Raw genomic sequence first — 20,161 nt, 5'->3', positions numbered from 1 at the left:
CGCCGTGCTATGCGCCAGGAAGAGAGTACTCTAATCATCGCGGCACTCGACCCATGGCTGTGTGAGAAGCTCGGTCTAATCAGTCAGAAGACAAGCTCGCAGAGGCAATCCGCTACACGCTCTCACGTTGGGAAGGCCTTTCGCGCTTCCTCGCAGACGACAGCATCGAGATCGACAGCAACGTGGTCGAGCGCTTCGTCCGACCGATCGCGATGCCTGAGTCACTATGCGCTCCATCGTCAAGTATCTGTAAACATTGGAAGCTTGTCCGCGTCGGCAACGCGACCCGGGCGACCTGTTCGTGCCGCTCGAGCTCGAGGCCGTGGCCTGAGAACAGCGGGTACCCTAAATTCAACGCTTGAATGGATGGGCCGAACGACACCCAGCAAGGGGCGTTCGCTCGTCCGGGAGGTCAGTCCGAGGAAGTTGCACAGCGCGGCGGGATGCTAAGAGCAGTCGAGGGATGCTGGTTCGCGGGCTCAGCCCAACATGAAAAGTTGCCGTGGCGCCTTTGTGAGAACCTCGACGCCGGATTCGGTGACACGAATGCTCTCGCTAAGCACGTAGCCGAAGTCTTCCTCAACCCAGGAACCGAGATGCAAGTGAAAGGTCATGTTTGGCTCGAGAACCGTCGTATCGCCAAGCTTAAGGCTGGTCGTGTTTTCCATCCAGTCGATACCGATGGAGTATCCGGCGCGCGACCGCTTCTTGAATCCGTGTTTCTCAGTCGTGCTATGAATCACACTGGCCACTTCGCCGCTGACGGCGCCGGCACGGATTACATTCAGCCCCGCCTCGAGACCGGCGAGCTGGGCTTCGTGAATACGCAGCAAGCGATCGGTCGGCTTGCCGAGGATATAGGTCCGGCAGATCGGAGCGTGGTATTCATGCCGGACGCCGGCGATCTCAAGATTGACCTGTGAACCTCGCTGGAGGGTATCCTCGCTCCAGGTCGTATGCGGATTTCCAATTCGGGTTGTGGCGCAGAGGTAGGGCGTTGCGATCCAAGTTCCTGGTTTGCCATTCGCGCCGCGGGCGAGCGTCCCGACAATTTCGGCGATGGCATCCGCCTCCCGCATGCCGGGGCGCATAACTTCCTCGGCCCTGAGCACACCAGCGTCCGAAATCGCCGCCGCTTCGCGCATGATGATAATCTCGAGATCCGACTTGAGCCTGCGGATTCGGCTTATCACCTTCGAGAAGTCCTCGATGCGCGCCTGCACCAAACGGCTCTTGAACTTTTTAGCCGAGTCGACCGTCAAGTTGCACAGCTCGAACCCAATGCCGCTCTGCCCAAGTCCCTGGTCCAACAGGAACTCAATCACCGCGTCGTAACCGTTTTTGCCGGGGTCGCCCATCAACTCTTCCGAGTAGCCTATAATGCTGTCGCGTTCGATGAACGTCTCCTGGACGGCCGCGGCCACGTCCATCCAGCGCAGAATGAAGACCGGCTCTTCCCGCGAGGCCAGGATGACGACACCGCGCGCGTCATAAGAGTGAGCGACGGACCCCGTGAGGTAAGTGATATGTGCGTTGTCGGTGATTACAACCGCTGCGATATCACCCTCAGCCATCTTCGCTTTCACGGCAGCGAGCCTGCGCAGATATTCCGAGCGCGGGAATACCTGCGGACCTTTGACTATGGGCATAGAAACTCCCTCGCTAGATGAGACGGCATTGGACGCGGGGGTAAAGCTCCGTCCATACGAGTATACCCAACCGAAACTCTGCGCGAAGGCTCAGGCGGCCGGCTCCGGTGAGGTGCGCCTAGCCAGCTTGTGTGCACGCCACCAGCCAGCCGTAGCCCCGCTAGCCAGAGCACCGGCAGCAGCGTCAGCAGCGACGCCACCGCAGCGATTGTCGGGTCGATTTCGTTGCGCATATTCTCCCACATCTTGAGCGGTGGGGAGCGGATAGAGAATCCGCATCACCACAGAGTTGCCGGTTGCGATGGCGCATGCCATCGAACGGGCCGTTAGTTCTAGCGGCCCATTCCAAGGAGCGATGTGTGCGGACACGCCGAACGGACTTCTGACAGTGTAGTCGATAAGGTTGGCTCCGCGCGACCTTCAAGCTTATCGGCCAAGCCACCTAACACCTCAGGTATCTGATGGCGGTCCGAACTTCCTTATGGACGAAGTTCAACGCTTTGCCAGTCTCGATGCAGTTAACAGTCGCAACTTTGTCCTCTCGCGCTTCAAGTGCGTCTGCAACGCGAACAGCATGCGTCCACGCTCTTAGGGATGGATGTCTATCAAAACGCGGTCGCGAAAAACGCGATGAGCAGCAGCGACGGCAAGCTCGACATCCTCCGGCCTGCTTCTCCTACCACGGCAAGCGTCTGGGCATTCGATGGGTGATCCACCTCGATCCGTTTGCCGGACAAAGAATCCCGCCATTCTGCATCTATGTAATTCTTGATCACCTCTGTGGTAGCCATTCCCAGTCCTTTCTGAAAATCTCATCGACCCGCACCGCGCCTGGCGTCTCTGTTTCGCACAAATTGCAAAGGCCTCGGCTCAACCGTGAGCCGCGTCATGACCGATAACGGTGGCTGCTTCACCCGAGAGCCTTCGCCAGACATGCCGCCCCTCATCTGCACGTTTCAGGCGGTCAAACAACTCTATATCGCTGAACATCACCTTTGAACTCATTCGACGAAATTGATCGCCGCAGGATAATCTAATAAATTCTTATAGCGATGCGTAATTTCCTCGCCAACCATTATGTCCTTTGTTGCAATAATAGTCGCCCACGCGCCGGCTTCCCCATCAGTCCAAATTGTTTCTGCATTCGGATTAAACGAGTGATTCACTATTGATATAAAACCGAATACGACGTAACCAGCCAAATCGCTGTTATCTCTATGATCGTCGCGAACAAAGTAATATTGCAATAATCCCGTGCGCCTGAACATATATTCATCCTCTTGGTCAAATCCCCAAGTTGGAGCTTGATCAATAACATCTCCCGCTTTGAATGGAATGTTTGCAAACAGGCCACGACCTTTGCGGGGAACACGTTTTACATACACTGCATTGCTTCGATCAAAGATCTTGTCGACCATCGCCGGTTGCCTCTTGATGCTGAGCATGAACGTTGCCTGTGTGTGCCTTCGCACTGAAGAGTGCCACCATTGAGCTTCCGGTCGCGCATAGCAGTATGCTGCTTCAGAGAAGTCGACGGCGAGCGTTTGATTCCGGCCTGCGAGATCGCCGATCTTGCCGTAACGTCATCTTTGGCGGAACTGCCATCGATGTTCCGAGTATCGCCCCTGCTCCCGCCCACGCGGTTCCCCACAGCGGTCGCTAATGCCAACTGATCGTTGGGATCAGCAGTGCGTCTTCTGCCGGATTAATGCCCAAACTTTTCATCTTATGAACTCTGCTACACCATTGCCTCTCCAGCGAAGATAGCGCGTCCTCCACCTCGGGATACCTACCAAAATGCGTGGGTGCTTTTGCTGTGTAAGCAGTAGTAATATTAACGCCGCTTGTTTCGCCCCCCCCCGGGTGGGAAGAGGACACGTCGAAAAACTTGGCCTTCGGCGAACCGAGTTGATTGCCGTGGCGGTGATTCCCGGAGAGCACCGTCCCTATGACCCCCCTATGCCTGAGAGATTCGATGTAAAAATAAGGCGAGCCACTACCGAATGAACGAGTATACAACACTTCTAGACGTATCCAGATACATAGCTGTACTTGATGAAACGGCCCGTAAACTTGGCCTTCTGTTCAAAATGGGTGAGAGCTTCGAAGAATATATCGCGATCACGGCAAATATTGTCGGTAAACCGCAGACCGATCCGAGCTTCAGGCCGGATTGTTCGCGGCTTGACGCAGGCCGTGCCTTTTGGATTATAGGAGAAGATCAATCGGGAAAAGTAGCGCATGTTCAGGCTGTTCGGGTGGACTTGATCACCAACTTGGTCGAACATCTCGAGTCATTAAAAGCGTTCTACTCGAATCCAGAGAGCCTCTCCGGCTCTAGCCCGTCATGTATTTGCCGCGCGCCCGCCGCTCAAAACATAGCTCGGTTAGTAGCTTATCACGGCGACATATGGCTCCGAGAGGATTTTAGGGGGAAGGGTTTGCCTAGAACATTTGCGGGAATTGCATTTGGGCTAGCGTGGGCGAAATGGAGACCCGATTTTATCTATGCCCTTGTCCATACTTGGTCAATTGAGAAGGGTGTCGCCGATCAGTATGGCTATCTCCACCGAGAACCACACGGGGCCATCTTACGTTTACCTGACCGAGGGATCGAGGAGGATGATTGGCTTATTTGGCTAACGCGAGGCGAATTGTCACGGCTCATCGAAGGGACAGCAGCTAAGGCGCAAGCGCCGAGCCTCGCCTGATGGCTCTTTCACTTGCAGTCGGAGCGAGGCGAGCTGACTTGCAGCTATAGGCAGCCTTGATCGTCGCCTTTACCGGGTAATGAAGGAACGCAGGCGTCCGCGGACAGGTTCAGGCAATCTTCGAACCGTGGTTTGGCTCTATGTTTGCATAGGGGTGTGGGAACAAGGTTGCTCAATTGGCGGGCCCTCAAGCCAGGAGGACGAGGTTATGGAAGAGCATAGGGACGTTTTTGTTGCTTTGGATGTTTTCAGGGCCAGCCTTTCGATCGCCGTCGCCGAAGGCGATCGGCACCAAGAGGCGCAGATCATACAAGCATTTTTTGCCGTGCTTGCGATGCACATAATCCAGCGCCCTCCTAAGAATTGCAAGTAGCAGTGTTGCCATGCCCGGGAAACCCCGCGGATCGTCGCGGCGCGGCCGTCATGGTGGTTGGACACGACTATTTCTACGCCTCTGAGACCGCGCGCCTTCAGCGCTACGACGAAATCCTTACCAGGCCAAGCGGCTTTTCGCGATTGGCCGCCCTTCAGTCCCAGTCGATTTCGACCGCGATCAGCGCGCCTGGCTCATGGCGATGCCGGCTTAGGGCACCTCGCTTAATGGGGCATCGAGGACGAGGTAGTCAACTTGCAGGCGAGGACGGCAGGGCCTTCTCAAGTCCGGGCTCTACGAGGAGGCATTTGCTAAACGAACCTATAACACCTGCTACCCGTGTCGGGGCACACCTATGCAAGGGAAGATTGGCTTGGCTTTCGATTACATAGTCGTCGGCGGCGGCTCTTCAGGATGCGTTATCGCGAACAGGCTATCGGCCAATGGAAGCAGCGTCTTGCTCATCGAGGCTGGCCCTGACTTTGCCCCACAAGCCATCCCTGATGATATCCTCGATTCCGATCCCACGCGGGCTTACTACAATCCGCGCTATCAGTGGCCGTCACTCACCGCGAGCACAGTGCAGGGTGTCAGCAGTCGCGTACACTATGAGCAAGCCCGGGTCATGGGTGGAGGATCTAGCATCAATGCTCAAGTAGCAAACCGGGGCGCCCCTGCGGACTATGATGAATGGGCATCGAGCGGTGTAACGGGCTGGGCTTGGGAAAATGTCCTTCCATACTTCCGACGGCTTGAGTGCGATCTAGATTTTAGCAACGATTTTCACGGCAATGACGGTCCGCTTCCTATTAGGCGCGCGAGTAAAGCGGAATGGTCTGGGTTTATTCGCGCTGTATCGAACGCTTATGAAGATAGAAACATACCATTCCAGCCTGATTTTAACGGCGAGTTTCGCGATGGTCACTCAGTTGTCCCATTGACGAACCGCAACGGCCATCGTGTCTCAGCTGCGATGGCTTATTTGTCGGAGAGTGTTCGCGCTCGGCCCAACCTGACGATTTTGCCCGAGACGACGGTCGAGCGACTAACCTTCTCAGGGCGTCAAATATCGGGCGTCGAGATTGGAAGTGAAACTGGCCGACGCTCCTACAGCGCGTCAACTGTCGTCATATGTGCCGGAGCAATTCATTCCCCTGCGTTGTTGATGCGGTCCGGAATCGGCCCGGCTGAGCAGCTACTAAACCTCGGCATTCCAGTTGTCGCAGATGTGAATGGCGTGGGGAAAAATCTTCAAGAGCACCCCGGGGTCGCCATCTCGGCCTACTTGAGACCAGAGGATCGCATGGCGCCCAACGCGACCGGCTACATTCAGATGCATGCTCGCTACTCATCAGGCTATGAGGGCTGCTCGTCAACGGATATGGCCATTTCAGCCCTCGCAAAGTCTGCGTGGCATCCGGTCGGCAAACGGCTTGGAACTCTCTATTTTTGGGTTAACCGCACTTACTCAACCGGAACGGTTTCGCTGAAGGACTCGTCTCATGCGACTGAACCTGAGGTGAATTTCAATATGTTAAGCGACAAACGCGATGCCGAGCGGCTGAAGGAGGCGTTTCGGTTCGTGACACGGTTGTTTGAGCATAAAGCGCTGTCAGCTGTCGCGCTCGATCCATTTCCCTCTACTTGGACTGGGCGAGCAAAGCGGATCAGTAAATACAATCGCTTAAATTACGGGCTCACTACCGTTGTTGCGGCGCTCATGGATTCTTCAGCGCGGTTACGCCGAAGCCTCATTAGGTTTGCAATGACTGATGGTCGTGCCATCTCAGACCTCCTTGATAGCAACGAGCTTCTCGATGGCTTTATACGTCAGAATGTTTTTGGGAATTTCCACCCCACTTCAACCTGCAAGATGGGACCTGCGCTGGACCAAACCAGTGTTACGGATCCATCAGGGCGCGTTCACCGGGTATCAGGCTTAAGGGTCGCCGATGCATCGGTGATGCCGTTCGCCCCCCGCGGAAATACGAACATCCCTACAATCATGGTCGCCGAAAAGATTTCTGACGCAATATTGAATGAGGGCTGACGGAGGTATCGGAGCCTAGCGTAAGTGTTGGAATTCGGCGGACCGGCCTGCGGAAGGTTGAAGTTATGCTTCATCCGGCGAGGTCGACTAACGGGTGCGGAGGATCGATAGGCAGCGTCTGCCAGCTCTGGACTGTCGCATCGAGCCTTGGCTAGAGGCCATCAAGGCTCAGAACAGTATGGCGGCGGTTCGCGGGCGACGCACCGGCTCGGGATCATCGACGATGGTCCGCTAGACCACGTCCTGTGATTGATGAATCGATTGTGACGTGATGGCTGCGTTTTGTGCTGATTCAACATCCACCTTGATGGAGGTGAACGATGGGAAGAGCATTGAGCGGGGATCTTCGGTCGCGGGTATTGAAGGCTTCGGACGAGGGCATGTCGGCGCGGCAAGCGGCGGCGCGGTTCGGCGTGGGAGTGTCCAGCGCGATCCGCTGGATTGCGCGGGCGAGGATCGGCGAACTGGCGCCACTGGCGATGGTCGGAGCTCGGTAGATTCCCCCCTTCGTCATCAGAGCCCATGCGATGCGCGCGGTCTTGTTGGCCAGCGCCACAATCACTAGCATCGGCGGCTTTCGCGCCAGCATTCTATGAAGCCACGAGCCGAATGGCACGCCTTTGCGTTTGGCCCAGAGAACCACGGCGCTGGATGCAATGATGAGCAGGCGCCGCAGCGTTCGCTCACCCATCCGGGACGTTCGACCGAGATCGGCGTCAGCCGATCCAGGCTGCAAAGTCACCCCCGGAGCGGAATATCTCCGCCGGCGGCGCCATTGCCTCGCGTAGCGATCAGCGGACCTATGCCGGCACGGGCATCAGCCGGTTAGCGAAATCGTCGGCCTTGGCCCGAGCGGCAATCTCCGTGTCCAGCGATTTGACCTGTTCTTGGAGGCTACGCAGTGCTTCGACGAGCATGAGAAGGCAACAGCGTGCGGCCTCCGGTACGCCCAAGGCAGGGTCTTCAATCTGTGTAATGAGCCGCTCAACATGCGAGAGGCCCCGCGCCGCAATCAGGCCGAACTCGGACAGATGGCCGCGGATCGCGTTGATGAGCTGAGTGCGCTGACCGACGAGCACATCGCGGGTTCGGAAGATCACAGCCGAGGCCTGCTTCTCCTCGCTCTTAACTGCCACAAAACGCATCGTCGGGCCGTTGCGCTGCCTCGCAGATCGCTTCGGCATCGGCGGCACATTCTTCTGGCGCTTGACTCCATAGCCACAAGGCAAAGGCATGGCGGCTGCGCGGCGAAATAGGCCAGCACCTGCTCGCGCCGCAACTTCCTACGGAACACGACGGCGACTGCTGCCCTTTACCGCGGTAGGCCCTCGCTGGCCGTACAGGGGAAAACGGGCTCCAGCTCTGTGTGTCGTTTCAATAAAGCCGCTTACCCGCTCACGCAGCCAGTCAAACCCGCACGAAAAGAATGACAAAATATTTAACAAGAACGTCGCAATTGATTCATGATTTATAACAATATTATGTATTGCCAATGAGGCGTGCTATTTCTAGGATCGGCGGAAATGAATATGAATATCCAACTTGGTATCATATACTCGTGAACGGAGGGCTCATTCCTATATAACCCTAAAAGAAAGTACATAAGACGGCTAAAAATGTTCGACAACTCGCGTTATGAGCTTAATTGATGCCTCTCGGAGTACTCGAGATTGAAGTAAGACACCACAATCTGCTGCGGCGTCTTCACAACTTAACGCGCTGGGCTGCCTCGCGCGACCTGCGCCAGGGAACTGTCATTCTATGTGGAGCCCACATCCTTTGATGGACGATAGGCGCCGTCTGCAGGAGCGGGTACCCAAGCCGGCACACTTCTGAGCGACGGCATACATACGAGCGAGGAATGCGGGCTGCTAAATTTTCGAGAAGCCCATGGGGCAAAGCACGCCAACGGAGCAAGCAAATATGACCACGCTACCGCAAATTTCATTAGCGAAACTAGCAGCCAATGCAACACGACGCGAAGAATGCCAGCGCCTGCAAATGGCCTGTGAGGAGTTTGGTTTCTTCTTTCTTGTGGAGCACGGCATCCCGAAGGAGCAGATCACACAAGCCATTGAGGCTTCGCGACGGTTCTTCGCATTGCCCCAGTCCGTCAAGGAACGCTACGGTCACGCTGCTCAAGGCATGTATCCCACTATCGCCCGCGGATACAGTCGGTTGCGTGGTGAAATCCTACATCCTGAAGCTGGCCCCGATCCAAAGGAAGTGTTCGACCTCGGGATCGATAGCGAAGGCGACCGGCGTCCATTTGCCGGAAGCACGCGCTTTCCAGATGACGCCTTGGCTCCTGGTTTCGCGCGAAGCCTGCTTGCTTTGCAGGCTACAGTGCTCGACGGGGTTGTCCCGCAGCTCGGGACTGTGCTTGCCGACCTGATTGGCATGGAAGAGGGCTGGTTTCCACGCCATTTCAGCCCGCCGACGCTTGGCCAACGCGTGATCCGGTATCCAGCTCGCGGCGGCATGTGCGCCAAGCACACCGACGGTGGCTTCTTCACGCTGGTGCTGCAGGAGGAACTCCCCACGCGCTCTTTGCAGGTGTGGGTCCGCGGCGGCTGGATACCAGTGCCGAGCCTGCCTGACAGTCTCGTAGTCAATTTGGGCGACATGCTTCAGGCCCTGAGCGACGACCGCTTCAAGAGCACGCCACATCAGGTCGCGCACAATGGTCTGAGTGACCGAATTTCGCTTCCTTTCTTTATCTATCCCGACATCGACGCTCATCTGAGTTCGCGCCAAGGGGGGCACCACTTCAGAGTCGCAGAAATGATGCTGCGCAACTTCGAATCGGTCGAAGCCGGGAATGGCGCCGGAAGGGCGCGAGAGTTGCAGTAAGTGTCCGGTCTTCTCAAGCGTGCGCAAACTATGGTGACGACGCCGCGCGCCGTCGCGTTATCGGGCGCGCATGTAACGCCGGCGGCTGCACGCGCCTCGGCAGTAAACGCGCTCATCATGCCACATTGTGTGAACAATCCCGGCGCGAGATCCACACGTTAACCTTGTCAGAGCTGCAGACCACGGCTTTCCCTTTTTGCGCCGCTAAGTTGATGATTGCGCATCTGGGACTTGGACCGATGCGGCATCGGCGCAGCCGCCCGAGCTTATTCGGGAACGCTGCAGCTCTATGCTCCTTCAATGACGGGAGAATGCTCATGTACGTGAGCCATGATCTCAACAACGCCTTGCCTTCAACCCAGAACTGGATCAGCGATCTGACATGGAAACTGCGCTGGCATGATCGCGAACTGGTCTACCAAGCCCTGATTGCAACGCTGCATGCCCTGCGCGACTGCATGAAACCCGACCAGGCCGTTCACATGGGCGCGCAGTTACCAACCTTACTGCGCGGCTTTTACTACGAGGGATGGCATCCCCGCCGCCGCGCCACAGCCAGAAATCGTACTTCGTTTCTCAACCGGATCCACGACGGTGTTCATCGTGACCCGACGGTGGATCCGGAAGAGGTTGCCCGCTCGGTGCTCGGTCAATTGGCGGACCGCCTGTCTGCAGCAGAGATCGAAGAGGCGAAGGCCAGCACTCCAAAAGTGATTCGTGATCTTTGGTCAGCCTGACATGGCACAAGACGTGTGCTCAGGAGCATGAAGTCACCGGCTGGGGCAGTTTTTGAAGAATAAATTGGATCGCCTAAAATCATAAGGCACCGGTCGGCGCCATGTTGACGTCGGCTGATCGTTGGGAGGCTCGGTCCTGGCACGGACGGCTTCCCGCATTATACTGTGGTCAATGCGCGTTTGGTAGCGTAACCACCCACGCCCGCGCATCAGCTTTGGCCTGATCCCCTCGGATGCAGAACGGTCTTTGTGAGACTCTCGCCCTCGCCATGCAGGAAGCGACCGAGGTCCCTGGGGCACAGGTGGCACAAGGTTTCAGCCGGTGCCGCCGTCCATGCGTGATGTTGGTACCTCGCCCGTTACTCAGGGCGAGGCACATTGCTCCCCGCGACCGCCGATGACCACGCCAGCTTGCTAGATGCACACTGCCCAACCGAGGCCTCCTTGCGCGCCGCCCGCTTGTAGACGCTCGACAGCGCCACCAGTGCGCAAGCCACTTCGAGCTGGCCTTCCTTTTGATTGATCCGCTTTGAGGCTGGCCAAGGAATGAGCGTAGCGGTCGTCATGATGTCCCTACCGCCGACGACAAGATGAAGTACGTATTTAGGTTAAAGGTGGTCTCGACCATCTTCTTATAATTCGATTATACCGCAGTTCACTGCCGTTATCGCAGCGACCGTTCTACTATCTGCATCCATTTTTCGCATCGCATTTTTTATATGAAAGTTGACAGTGTTTATAGAGATACCCAAAATTATTCCTATTTCCCATGATGATTTTCCTTTCGCTGTCCATAGAATGCATTCTTTTTCTCTTGGAGAAAGGTCAGGAACTTCCTCGAGCCCAATTGGACTCGAGAACTCCGCCACCCTAATATGAAAATGTACCGCAGCAAGCTGCAAACAAGCTATCGCTTTTTCTGGAAATTCGCGCTCCCAAGGCCGGGCAAAACTCATAATAGCGAAGCTGCCATCCGGGCCATGCAAGGGAACGCTGATACCTGACTTTAGGCCAAACCTCCCAGCCTCATCGAAAACGCGACGTTCGTCGCCAGTCGTGCTTGGGTTGTTATACACCTCGCTCCATCGAAAGGCGCCGGCCCGCTTTCGACTCGTTTTCACGATCGGCTCTATTCTGTCATAATTCATTTCAAGACAGCGCTCCTGCCATTGATGAGGATAAGTCAGGATAGGGGCCGGATGGTGTCGGGCCGGCCTTGAGCGTCTTTGGTCGGGCGGAGAGCCGTAGGCGATCCAGGGGCAACCGAAATTACGTGCGAAACCAGACAACAGATCGACCAACTGCTCGGATTTAGCAATGGCAAGACTCTGTTCGAGAAACTGGCCAAGCTCGACGGCAAACGCCATTCCAGCCGCCTTCGGGAAGTGCCACGGAACAAGAGAATACCGGTTGGACACTCTGGTTGCCTGCCCTCGAAATCGGGAGGCATTGATCGGCGAGAGTTTCATAGTTCTCTGCTCCGCGTCCATTTCGCTCGATGCTTTTCCCCGACGCACAACAATTTCCGCCGTGACGGCTGAGGCTGGGCCAGGGTCATCGGCACGCCGCAATTGTCAAAGACCTTACCGCTTACTACTTTATATAAATTATGTTCGTGCGAAGGGTTAGTTTTTCTCATTTTGTAGAATCGTAGTATTGTGTGTAACACTGTTCTCCAATGACTGTCTAAACCGGACCGCGATCTTGGCGGAATTTCTAGTAGCAGCGCTGCTCGCGGAGCAAGGCAGAGGTGCAAGCGCTGGGGCTGAGGCTTGGGATCGCATCCCCAAGCAATCCGGCATATCAGAGGCAGAAGCGTCTTCTTGAGCAATGCCAGCACAGTGGCTTCCTCCGCCGGCGTCAGCACCGTGGTTCCGGGCACGCAAAGGTCCTATCGGGTCAATCGAGACAGGCCGACGAATTTGCGGGCCTCCATCGCCAAACGGAAGCACGCGGACTGCAAGAGCCAAGGATGCAGGCGGCCTGACCGCAGCTGCGATCGCCCGGCCTGGACCCTCCCGCCGGCTGCCTCCGGGTCTAGAGGACCGACGTTCCAGATCATGGGCCTCACGGACTTCGGCCGGGAAAAGCGACCGACTTCGTCCACGAGCACAAAACCGATGACGGCGATCGACCAAAAAACGATGATGGCTAAGCACCTTGGGTCATAAACCCGGGCTTGCTCTTTATCGTCGCCACAACGGGGGCGGCTTTCTGGCTACGCGGACTTGCGCCAGCGGCTGGCGGAGTGCCAGGCATAGGCAGGCGTCCACCAGATCGGGTCACTAGGTCCACCGTCAGGTCCACCAGAGAACAAGATCCGGCCGCGCAAACCCGAAAAAGCTGTTCAGCACCAGGCGAGGCCGTCCGGTACCGGATTGACCGGTGACCCCATGGACGAAACCGCCGTCGATCAGGGCGATGTCCCCGGCCTTGAGCTGGAATTCGCGATAAGGAACGTCTTCAAGATAGGCTGCCGAATAGGGATATCCCGTGGTCTCCACACCTTGCGACTTTCGATCGAGGACTGTGGGCTTGTGGCTCCAAAGCCGCAGATTTCCACCTTCCTCCGCTATGCTGGGATAGAAGTTGAGTGCCGCGACAGTGTTTTGCGCCACCGCAGAAAGCTCGTAATCCTTCCCGGCGCTTAGCACTTGAGCGACATCGTCGTGCGGCTCCAAGGAATACACGCCACTGCCAGACCAGCTAAGAGCGCGACAGACATTGGCCTGCCCCTGCTCCGAGCGAGCCAACCGCAATTCAACGCCCTGTTTGTGAAGCTCACGCTTCAAGGCGTCGAACAATGCTCGAACGGGATCAACCAAATTGCCGAAAAGAGCGTTAACGTACGATCGCGCAGTTTCTGACTCTGCGAAATAGCTGGCTGCGTCGTTCCTGTAGTGTGATGCGCCGACATATTGCCCAGGGACACCGTCTTTGCGTTCCCCGAGGCCGGGGCTGCTAACAAAGTTAGCGCTGATTTCTTCGGCTATTTCCGAACTGAAGGCTTGCTTGACGTGCAGAGCGGTGATCTCACCTTTCAGGACTGACACGATTTCCGCAATGCTGATTGAGCCGGTTCTTTCCCTGATCGTAGTAGGAGAGATAGCAGGCGTGTGAGATGCTTGGTTAGTGCCCATTGGCTTGCTCCTTTAGTGCGTGATCCAGGATGGCGATGCCATGCTCGAGTTCGTCGTCTGTGATGGTGATCGGTGGTAGGACTTTTATAACGTCGCGATTTGGTCCCGAAGATTCGATCAGCAGGCCTTTTTCGAATGCGATATCATGGACACGGCCGACAACGGCCGGTGAATGGCATTTGAGACCGGCCATCAGACCGCGGCCGCGCTTTCGTTCGATGCAGTCGGGAAATTTCCCAACGAGGCTGTCAAGGTGTCCTTGCAGTTTGGCGGCTGTTCGCTCAACACCTGCAGTGAACTGCGTGTCGGACCACAGTTTGCACATCGCTCCTGCAGTCACGAAGGCGAGATTATTGCCTCTGAAGGTCCCGCTATGTTCACCGGGATTCCAAATGTCCAGATCAGGGCGAATCAGAACGATGGAGAAAGGACTACCTGATGCGCTTAGGGACTTTGAAAGGGATACGATGTCGGGGGCAATACCCGCGGACTCGAATGAGAAGAACTCGCCCGTCCGTCCCGCACCGGCCTGGATGTCGTCGACGATCAGAACAACACCGTGCTTGCGGCAAATACGCTGAATTTCTGCGAGCCAAGCAGCTGATGCCGTGTTCATGCCGCCTTCCGCCTGAATGGTCTCTAAAATGATAGCGGCTGGCTTTTCAATGCCGCTTCCTGGATCGCCCAGTGCGAAGTCTATGTAGCTGGCGGAATCGAAATCTTGGTTCGGATATCCGTCATAGGGAATACGGATCACATCGTGGCGAGCAACACCGCCCAATTCCCTGGTCGATGCCGAACCCGACACCGCCAAAGAACCCAGCGACATGCCATGGAACGCATTCGTGAATGCCATGACGCTCGAGCGCCCGGTATATTTTCGCGCCAGCGCCAGCGCTGCTTCGTTGGCGTTTGTGCCGGTCGGCCCAGGAAACTGTATCTTGTAGGAAAGGCCCCTAGGCTTCAGGATCGAATCCACAAACGTTTCAATGAATTCACGCTTTGCGGACGTATACATGTCGAGGGATAGCAGAATGTTCTCGCCAACGAGATACTCAATCGCCGGCGCGATAATATTCGGGTTGTTGTGCCCATAATTGAGGGCACCCGAGCCTACGAGGAAATCGATATATGGCTTACCGGCCTCGTCCCAGATCGTCGCTCCAAGGGCCCTTTTGAAGACTGTAGGAAAGGACCGGCCGTAGCGACGAACGTTCGATTCGTAAGCCGCGAAAACGTCGGTATTCATGGTAGGGCTCTGCACGTGGTGCCTCATTGAATAGGTTGCACACAGGCTTGTTTTGCTGGCGATATCCCACAAGACAGAGCCAGAATGTCAGCGTCGCAGCTCCCTGATCGGTGCGTTTTCGCCTGTCCGAAATCGGCGCCGTAGGTTCACATGGCGACCCATTAGAATCGGTATGTGAGGCCTGCACCAATTAGCCAGGGGTCAAGCTTGGCCTTGCCCTTCAGATCTGTGCCAGCCACTTTGACGGTAAAATCTGGTTCCAGGAAAAGCTTCTTGACGTCGAAGTTGACCCCCCAGTGCTGGTCCAGCATGTAATCGAAGCCGACCTGCAGCGCGGCGCCAAAGGTGTTCTTCACATGGAGAGCATCCGCGCTGCCGACACTCTGATTATAGAAGACGGTGTAGTTAAGGCCGGCCCCAACATAGGGTCGGAAGGCCCCGAACTCTGTAATATGATACTGCAGCGTGAGTGTGGGTGGCAGCACCCAGACTTTGCCGACGTTCCCCAGCGCGCCGATCGCTCCGGCGCCGTCGACCTTGGCGGAGGTGGTGGCAAGTATGAGTTCGGCAGCGATGTTTTCTGTGAAGAAATAGGAGATGTCGAATTCCGGGGTTATGGTGTCTGAATAGGAGAGATTGGAACCGGCAATCCCGCCGACGTAACCTGAATCGTTGGTCTTCACTCCCAACGCGCGGACGCGGATCTGCCATGGACTTGGCGTCTCAACCGGCCCCTGGTCCTGTGCGACGTAAGGTTGCACAGGGTCTGCCGCCAAGGCTTGCTGGCTAATTGCGATAAGGACGGTGAACGCTGTAGCGACCTGCGCCGAAGCCATCCGCACTTTTGTCATCAATGTTCTCTCCTGATATCTGACACCGCCGGTTGCTCCACCGTTTGCGCGCTCGACGATTGCTCATCAGCCGCTCTCCGGGAGCTGCGCCGGCAGCGTTGCATTTGTCGTGCCAACGGCAAGGAGATTGGAAAACAGCACCATTCGCTTCCGACGAGCTCGTAGCGGAGCTGATACTGTCGTGTTTCGAGCTGATACTGTCGTGTTGCCCACAAATCTGACTAACGACCGCGAGCGCGCGAGAACTATCCCTGCCCTATTTCGCCAGAGGATGGGTGCAATGGGTTGCCTTGCGGGCGAAACTCTGGCCGTCGACATGGCCGGCCGCCGCACCGGAGAGCATGCGTGATGCTTGGTCACTGCTAAAGGGCAGAGACTTGAGCGGCATCGAACCGGTCGTCTGCGAGCGTGGTGCCGGTGCTGTCGCCGTTGTCCCCGTGGAGTGGCGGCGCTCCTCAGCATCGCCTGCATCTGCTGGAGCACAGGCGTAAGGATCACGCGCGGCAAGTGACGAGATGGCGCTGTAAAGCGCTGACTTGCCGGCCCGAGGCCCTGCGCGATTCGACCACCAGGAATGATGGCCGCAGAACTGAGGCCGATAAAGCCGCAGGCAAGAAGCTGAACAAGACGTCGCTCGTGATACTGCTGCGGTGATGTCCCGAGCCGTACTCGTTCGTGGACGGACGCGGTCCGCTAAGAAGATGTCTAGGCGCCCATGACTCAGACCAGGCTTTGTCGCGAATTTGCCCAGAAGGTTCAATCTGGAGCACGTGAGGGAAATGGCGGCACAAGGTTTGCAGGAGCCGCGCATCGGAGCGCTCCGCAAGTTTGCGGGTCAGGGGGGCTGCACCGATGCCGCGACCGTCGTGCTTGGCCGCATAGTGACGCGGGCTTCCTGGCATAGCGCGGCTTTAGCGACCGTTGGGCCACGGAAGCCGAAATCTTATGGTTCCGAATTCGATGGCTACGTGGCCCTGCGTGAACTCCCCGAAATGCTCGCTCAAATGAGAGCCCACAAAGGGATCGCGAGCTGGTCATTCAAGTCCGCTCAGACATCTACCGCTTCGATGTCTTGCATCCAAACAATCCATTGTTCCGATCGACAGTTATGAATTAGGAACGGCTACAATTATCTACTGATCAATCGATGGCAAAGCGAAAGAGCGTACCCGGTGCTTCAGGAAGTCGCCGTCTGTTCGTGCCCCCTGAGGCGCGATGGATTAGGACGTCTGCGTGGCGGGACAGATCTCGCTCCTCTTCCACTCGCAATTGGACAATGCGCACGCCGGTTCGCGCTGCCAGACAAAATCCCAGCTCGCAGGCCCAGGTAGTTGTGCGGGTCGCATCTTGCGAGGGTTCCCTCGCCCGCGGCTTCAGGCCGGGTGGGGACCAAGGCTTTCACGGAGCAGTTGGCGGCGCTGTGCGAATGGTCACGGTCATGGACGTCGAGCCGCAAATGCTTTCCCTGACGCGCCTGCGCATGCGGATTTTTCGCACATCGATTGGGTGGTCTACGAAGACCAACGCAGCTCAGGCAGGGAGTGTTCGACCTCATCGTCCTGGGCGACGTGCTTTGTCATCTCCCGTGCATAGCGGAACTGTGAACAGCGATCGAAAATCTGGCTCGCGTGTTTGCTTCGGACGGTCATCTGGTTTCCGGATCGAGGCGCGACATCGCCCACCACGGAGCCGTTTCGCCAATGCCGAGCCCGCGACAGCCACGTTGAACCCGAAGCTGTCTCAGCTGCTGCGCCTGCGATGTCAGGGCAATGCCCCCAGCGGGGACTATTTGTTCGTACTCTTTAAACACGCGGCTCAACCAGCCGAGGGTTCTACAAGCGAAAGGTGGAATTGAGGAAATGGCCGCAGCCCGATTTGTTAGCGGCATGGTCGGCACGTTGGCCGTATTTGCGGTCGCGACGTATTGCCTGACCGGCTCGTTCATCGCCATGTTTGTGCAAGCCGGTCTGTGCTTTTTGCTCATGCAGGTCGCATATTCCTTGGCAGTGCTTTATCTCGTCTGGAAACAGGGCCTGGGGCCGGCAGTCGCACTAGATCCAAACATGCCTTTGCAACAGCTGGACAGAAGGCTAAGCCAGCGTGGCAGACTTACCTGCGCCGAGTTTCGCACCGAGCGTCAACATGGAGGCGAGCCAAGCTCTTGCGCCGAGCCTACGCAAGACAACACCGTCGCCACAGTCGAATCAGAAGACTCGCATGCGATCATGATGTCCGCCACATCCACTTCGATCTGAGCGAGAGGCTGGTTTGCGTCTTCCATGCAGCCTGTAGAGGCAGGCTAGACTGACACGACCGCCCGGCCGCTCGTCGGAGGCCCAACCTCGGGACATTACACCACCCGGGTTGCTGGCGCGCGTTTGGAAGCGGCATTGGCCGCTAAGCATCATGAGCAGAACCGAAGATGCGGGGAAATGGGAGCGCTCGCGCTCGGAGTGCCAGCGCAACCCAGCCGCTTTGTTCGTGAGCACGTGCCGCAGCGTGGCATGTCCATTTCCTTGATTGCCGGCCCGACGGATCGTTTCGCTTATAGGCTTGAGCTTTGAACGAGGCCAAGTTCCATGGCTCCGGCCTCGGCCCGTACGCCGACAGGACGCTGCTGATCAATAGCGGTGCCTGATGACGGTCGCGGTGGCGACGTACTTGCGCCAGCAGTTGCCAGGCGTCGACCTCAAGCACCTCCGTCAAGAACGCCATGACGTCCAGGCGGCGTTCACCGCCGAAATCGCTTTGCGACCGCTAGACTTGCTCGCCATCGTTCCCGCTAAATGGTTTTGGGGCTGCCGTGCCAGGTTGCGCAAATGGCCACAGGAATCCGGCCTGCCTTTTGGAGCGGCACGAGAAAGTTCGCCGCCACGACCAAGACGAAAGCTAGACCGCCAGCGCTGCCGTCAAAGACATTCTGCTTTCGGCCGCCCGATGATCGTGCGGCGATTCAGGAGGTGCTCGAGGCCGCGAGGCGTGCACTTCGAAGCCCGGGCGCAAACCTAAGCGGCTCGGCTAAACTCAGGCCGCAACGCGGCGACTTTCCTGCAACGCCGACATTTGGCGAAACCATCGCCGGTCCTCCCGGCGGATGAGAAAACTGTCACCCATGCAATCAGTCCGTTCTGTTACCTATCTATCCGGTTCGGACAATTACGGCTGCTCCCTTGTCGCCCGAGCGGGCAAGCTTGAGCTGTCGGTTTCCGCAGGTAGCAATCCTTCCCCCCAGCTGGTGAGGCACTGCTAGAAACACCCGGTATCGGTAGGTCCTTTGTCTGGACTTTGCCCTTCTCGACAGCGAGCGAAACGGCCCATTTCGTCAATGTCGGGTGAGGACGGCGCGGCCGCGATCACACTTCCGCTCTTCTCCGAGGGCTGGCTTTGAGAGGGATCGGCAACATGTAGTTTGCGGTTTCGTTCAGCCTGGGACCAGCTCGGCTTCACTCGCAAACATCGTTGGCTCACAATAATTCGCGCGGTTGGCAACAATCTGCTACCCCGGTCTGCGGTCGAGCCCGTGTCTCGTTCGCATCCGGGGCGTGGCGCGTCCGGCAGGCTACTGCCGGATTCACCCAACTTTGCTGAGGTTACCAGCGGAGGACTTGCCGGTGCGACGGTCCTGTTCGATCTCATAATTGATCTTCTGGCCGTCAGTGAGGGTCGAAAGGCCCGCGCGTTCGACAGCGGAAATGTGGACGAAAACGTCCTGACCGCCATTGTCGGGCTGGATAAATCCAAACCCCTTCGTGCTGTTGAACCACTTCACTGTTCCAGTCGCCATATGCGTATTCCTTTGTAACAATTGCAACATTGACAGGCCATTAGGTCAGGCCGACTTCCTACCAATACTTCGGTGTTAGACGAGGCAAAAGCGAAAAATTGCCGCGTCCGGCTTGAATCGCCACGTGGTTGATGCACCCCATTAAGTGGCGGAATGGGAGTTTGCCCGCCGGCGGCAGGGTGTTGGTCTGTAGGGATTTCGTGAAATCGGACGCGGGAGGCGCAGGCACCCAGCCGGCATGGGCAAGTTCAGGTGGATGAAGTCCTGCGGATGGTTCTTCTGGATTCCATAGGCCAAACCCTTGAGTTTGGTGGTGCTGTCGTAACGTACGATGATGTTGCTGGCGGTCTCGCCGCAGACCGCGTTCGCGGCGGCAGAGGCAGAGGTGAAAGATCGGCCGGTGATCACCATGGCGTGCTGGCCTTTCGCACCCGATGCCGCACCGCTGTGGAAGTCGCCGGAGACCAGGCTGTTTGCTACCGTTGTTGACGAAGTCCGCGTTGAAACTGTCGTTGCGTCCACCGCATCGAAGGCGAAAGGCTTCGGATCGAAATCCTGGATACCGGTCATGTCCGTCGGGAATGCCCTCAGGTCGCCGGGGATTCGTTATCTGGCGCACGCGTTGGATTATGGGACTGGAGCACGAAAGTGTAATTGTCTTCGTCGCCGACCAGCAGTCCCTGCCGTCACCCACATGGAGTTGTTGCCGAGCCGCCGTGGAGCGTGTCATTGTCCCACGATGATACGCGTCGTTGCCCTCGGCT

Annotated in this window: 17 protein-coding genes and 3 pseudogenes; 7 read left to right on the top strand and 13 right to left on the bottom strand. The window is 57.1% G+C overall.

Annotated elements, in window-relative coordinates:
- Window positions 1-89: 89 nt before the first annotated feature.
- Window positions 90-362 (top strand): annotated as a pseudogene (locus AC0ZT5_RS29715) (IS66 family transposase); the annotation flags it as partial.
- A 117-nt stretch (window positions 363-479) separates the two neighbouring features.
- On the opposite strand, the gene AC0ZT5_RS29710 reads toward AC0ZT5_RS29715, so the two are convergent.
- The 4 genes from AC0ZT5_RS29710 to AC0ZT5_RS29695 form a co-directional block, all read right to left on the bottom strand.
- Window positions 480-1,649 carry a M24 family metallopeptidase gene (locus tag AC0ZT5_RS29710; protein WP_488499332.1) on the bottom strand — a complete coding sequence of 390 codons (1,170 nt, stop codon included), beginning with the start codon at window positions 1,647-1,649 and terminating at the stop codon, window positions 480-482.
- 90 nt (window positions 1,650-1,739) lie between these two features.
- Window positions 1,740-2,018, bottom strand: a complete 279-nt coding sequence (locus tag AC0ZT5_RS29705) for an aldehyde dehydrogenase family protein (RefSeq protein ID WP_488499331.1) — start codon at window positions 2,016-2,018, stop codon at window positions 1,740-1,742.
- A gap of 236 nt (window positions 2,019-2,254) precedes the next feature.
- A complete protein-coding gene (locus tag AC0ZT5_RS29700; protein ID WP_488499330.1) occupies window positions 2,255-2,440 on the bottom strand; it encodes a hypothetical protein in 186 nt (61 codons plus the stop codon).
- A gap of 210 nt (window positions 2,441-2,650) precedes the next feature.
- The gene (locus AC0ZT5_RS29695) at window positions 2,651-3,094 is read right to left on the bottom strand and encodes an SET domain-containing protein-lysine N-methyltransferase (protein ID WP_488499329.1); all 444 of its coding nucleotides are present in this window, start codon (window positions 3,092-3,094) and stop codon (window positions 2,651-2,653) included.
- A gap of 558 nt (window positions 3,095-3,652) precedes the next feature.
- On the opposite strand from AC0ZT5_RS29695, the gene AC0ZT5_RS29690 reads away from it, so the two are divergent.
- Window positions 3,653-4,360, top strand: coding sequence for a hypothetical protein (locus tag AC0ZT5_RS29690; protein ID WP_488499328.1), 708 nt, complete (start codon window positions 3,653-3,655; stop codon window positions 4,358-4,360).
- Window positions 4,361-4,547: 187 nt separating this feature from the next.
- On the opposite strand, the gene AC0ZT5_RS29685 is transcribed toward AC0ZT5_RS29690, so the two are convergent.
- A complete protein-coding gene (locus AC0ZT5_RS29685; RefSeq protein WP_488499327.1) occupies window positions 4,548-4,745 on the bottom strand; it encodes a hypothetical protein in 198 nt (65 codons plus the stop codon).
- Between the two features lie 32 nt (window positions 4,746-4,777).
- Window positions 4,778-4,891, bottom strand: a pseudogene (locus AC0ZT5_RS29680) (hypothetical protein); the annotation flags it as partial.
- A 215-nt stretch (window positions 4,892-5,106) separates the two neighbouring features.
- Between AC0ZT5_RS29680 and AC0ZT5_RS29675 the strand changes: the two are divergent.
- A complete protein-coding gene (locus tag AC0ZT5_RS29675) occupies window positions 5,107-6,783 on the top strand; it encodes a GMC family oxidoreductase (RefSeq protein WP_488499326.1) in 1,677 nt (558 codons plus the stop codon).
- 320 nt (window positions 6,784-7,103) lie between these two features.
- Window positions 7,104-7,256, top strand: a pseudogene (locus AC0ZT5_RS29670) (helix-turn-helix domain-containing protein); the annotation flags it as partial.
- A 327-nt stretch (window positions 7,257-7,583) separates the two neighbouring features.
- Here AC0ZT5_RS29670 and AC0ZT5_RS29665 read toward each other — a convergent pair.
- A complete protein-coding gene (locus AC0ZT5_RS29665; RefSeq protein WP_488499325.1) occupies window positions 7,584-7,967 on the bottom strand; it encodes a hypothetical protein in 384 nt (127 codons plus the stop codon).
- Window positions 7,968-8,706: 739 nt separating this feature from the next.
- On the opposite strand from AC0ZT5_RS29665, the gene AC0ZT5_RS29660 reads away from it, so the two are divergent.
- Together AC0ZT5_RS29660 and AC0ZT5_RS29655 are read left to right on the top strand one after the other, a co-directional pair.
- Window positions 8,707-9,636 (top strand): 2-oxoglutarate and iron-dependent oxygenase domain-containing protein, encoded by a 930-nt coding sequence (locus AC0ZT5_RS29660; protein WP_488499324.1) that lies wholly within the window; start codon window positions 8,707-8,709, stop codon window positions 9,634-9,636.
- A gap of 317 nt (window positions 9,637-9,953) precedes the next feature.
- On the top strand, window positions 9,954-10,373 hold the full coding sequence (locus tag AC0ZT5_RS29655) for a DUF2267 domain-containing protein (RefSeq protein ID WP_488499323.1): 420 nt from the start codon (window positions 9,954-9,956) through the stop codon (window positions 10,371-10,373).
- Between the two features lie 632 nt (window positions 10,374-11,005).
- Here the strand turns inward: AC0ZT5_RS29655 and AC0ZT5_RS29650 are convergent.
- From AC0ZT5_RS29650 to AC0ZT5_RS29635, 4 genes are all read right to left on the bottom strand, one after another.
- A complete protein-coding gene (locus AC0ZT5_RS29650) occupies window positions 11,006-11,740 on the bottom strand; it encodes a helix-turn-helix transcriptional regulator (RefSeq protein WP_488499322.1) in 735 nt (244 codons plus the stop codon).
- Between the two features lie 930 nt (window positions 11,741-12,670).
- A complete protein-coding gene (locus AC0ZT5_RS29645) occupies window positions 12,671-13,513 on the bottom strand; it encodes a 2OG-Fe(II)-dependent halogenase WelO5 family protein (RefSeq protein WP_488499321.1) in 843 nt (280 codons plus the stop codon).
- Window positions 13,503-14,762: a diaminobutyrate--2-oxoglutarate transaminase gene (ectB, locus tag AC0ZT5_RS29640; protein WP_488499320.1), complete on the bottom strand. Its 1,260-nt coding sequence runs from the start codon at window positions 14,760-14,762 to the stop codon at window positions 13,503-13,505. Before ectB ends, AC0ZT5_RS29645 begins: the two co-directional genes overlap by 11 nt.
- Window positions 14,763-14,923: 161 nt before the next feature.
- Window positions 14,924-15,613 (bottom strand): OmpW/AlkL family protein, encoded by a 690-nt coding sequence (locus tag AC0ZT5_RS29635; RefSeq protein WP_488499319.1) that lies wholly within the window; start codon window positions 15,611-15,613, stop codon window positions 14,924-14,926.
- A 1,859-nt stretch (window positions 15,614-17,472) separates the two neighbouring features.
- Here AC0ZT5_RS29635 and AC0ZT5_RS29630 point away from each other — a divergent pair.
- Window positions 17,473-17,868 carry an exopolysaccharide production repressor protein gene (locus tag AC0ZT5_RS29630; RefSeq protein ID WP_488499318.1) on the top strand — a complete coding sequence of 132 codons (396 nt, stop codon included), beginning with the start codon at window positions 17,473-17,475 and terminating at the stop codon, window positions 17,866-17,868.
- A gap of 1,316 nt (window positions 17,869-19,184) precedes the next feature.
- Here AC0ZT5_RS29630 and AC0ZT5_RS29625 read toward each other — a convergent pair.
- Complete coding sequence (locus AC0ZT5_RS29625; RefSeq protein ID WP_488481525.1) at window positions 19,185-19,397, bottom strand: cold-shock protein; 213 nt, start codon at window positions 19,395-19,397, stop codon at window positions 19,185-19,187.
- A gap of 141 nt (window positions 19,398-19,538) precedes the next feature.
- A complete protein-coding gene (locus AC0ZT5_RS29620; protein WP_488499317.1) occupies window positions 19,539-19,967 on the bottom strand; it encodes a hypothetical protein in 429 nt (142 codons plus the stop codon).
- Between the last annotated feature and the right edge of the window lie 194 nt (window positions 19,968-20,161).

The organism is Mesorhizobium sp. CNPSo 4670 (assembly GCF_057784235.1).
Note: the sequence above shows the minus strand (reverse complement) of the source record. Positions and strands in the feature narration are given on the sequence as shown.

Bases quoted from the DNA above. Each gene is read 5' to 3' on its own strand.
- AC0ZT5_RS29710 (WP_488499332.1), bottom strand. From the start codon at position 1,649: ATGCCCATAGTCAAAGGTCCGCAGGTATTCCCGCGCTCGGAATATCTG.
- AC0ZT5_RS29700 (WP_488499330.1), bottom strand. From the start codon at position 2,440: ATGGCTACCACAGAGGTGATCAAGAATTACATAGATGCAGAATGGCGG.
- AC0ZT5_RS29695 (WP_488499329.1), bottom strand. From the start codon at position 3,094: ATGCTCAGCATCAAGAGGCAACCGGCGATGGTCGACAAGATCTTTGAT.
- AC0ZT5_RS29690 (WP_488499328.1), top strand. From the start codon at position 3,653: ATGAACGAGTATACAACACTTCTAGACGTATCCAGATACATAGCTGTA.
- AC0ZT5_RS29685 (WP_488499327.1), bottom strand. From the start codon at position 4,745: ATGGCAACACTGCTACTTGCAATTCTTAGGAGGGCGCTGGATTATGTG.
- AC0ZT5_RS29665 (WP_488499325.1), bottom strand. From the start codon at position 7,967: ATGCCGAAGCGATCTGCGAGGCAGCGCAACGGCCCGACGATGCGTTTT.
- AC0ZT5_RS29660 (WP_488499324.1), top strand. From the start codon at position 8,707: ATGACCACGCTACCGCAAATTTCATTAGCGAAACTAGCAGCCAATGCA.
- AC0ZT5_RS29655 (WP_488499323.1), top strand. From the start codon at position 9,954: ATGTACGTGAGCCATGATCTCAACAACGCCTTGCCTTCAACCCAGAAC.
- AC0ZT5_RS29650 (WP_488499322.1), bottom strand. From the start codon at position 11,740: ATGGCGTTTGCCGTCGAGCTTGGCCAGTTTCTCGAACAGAGTCTTGCC.
- AC0ZT5_RS29645 (WP_488499321.1), bottom strand. From the start codon at position 13,513: ATGGGCACTAACCAAGCATCTCACACGCCTGCTATCTCTCCTACTACG.
- ectB (WP_488499320.1), bottom strand. From the start codon at position 14,762: ATGAATACCGACGTTTTCGCGGCTTACGAATCGAACGTTCGTCGCTAC.
- AC0ZT5_RS29635 (WP_488499319.1), bottom strand. From the start codon at position 15,613: ATGACAAAAGTGCGGATGGCTTCGGCGCAGGTCGCTACAGCGTTCACC.
- AC0ZT5_RS29630 (WP_488499318.1), top strand. From the start codon at position 17,473: ATGGCCGCAGCCCGATTTGTTAGCGGCATGGTCGGCACGTTGGCCGTA.
- AC0ZT5_RS29625 (WP_488481525.1), bottom strand. From the start codon at position 19,397: ATGGCGACTGGAACAGTGAAGTGGTTCAACAGCACGAAGGGGTTTGGA.
- AC0ZT5_RS29620 (WP_488499317.1), bottom strand. From the start codon at position 19,967: ATGACCGGTATCCAGGATTTCGATCCGAAGCCTTTCGCCTTCGATGCG.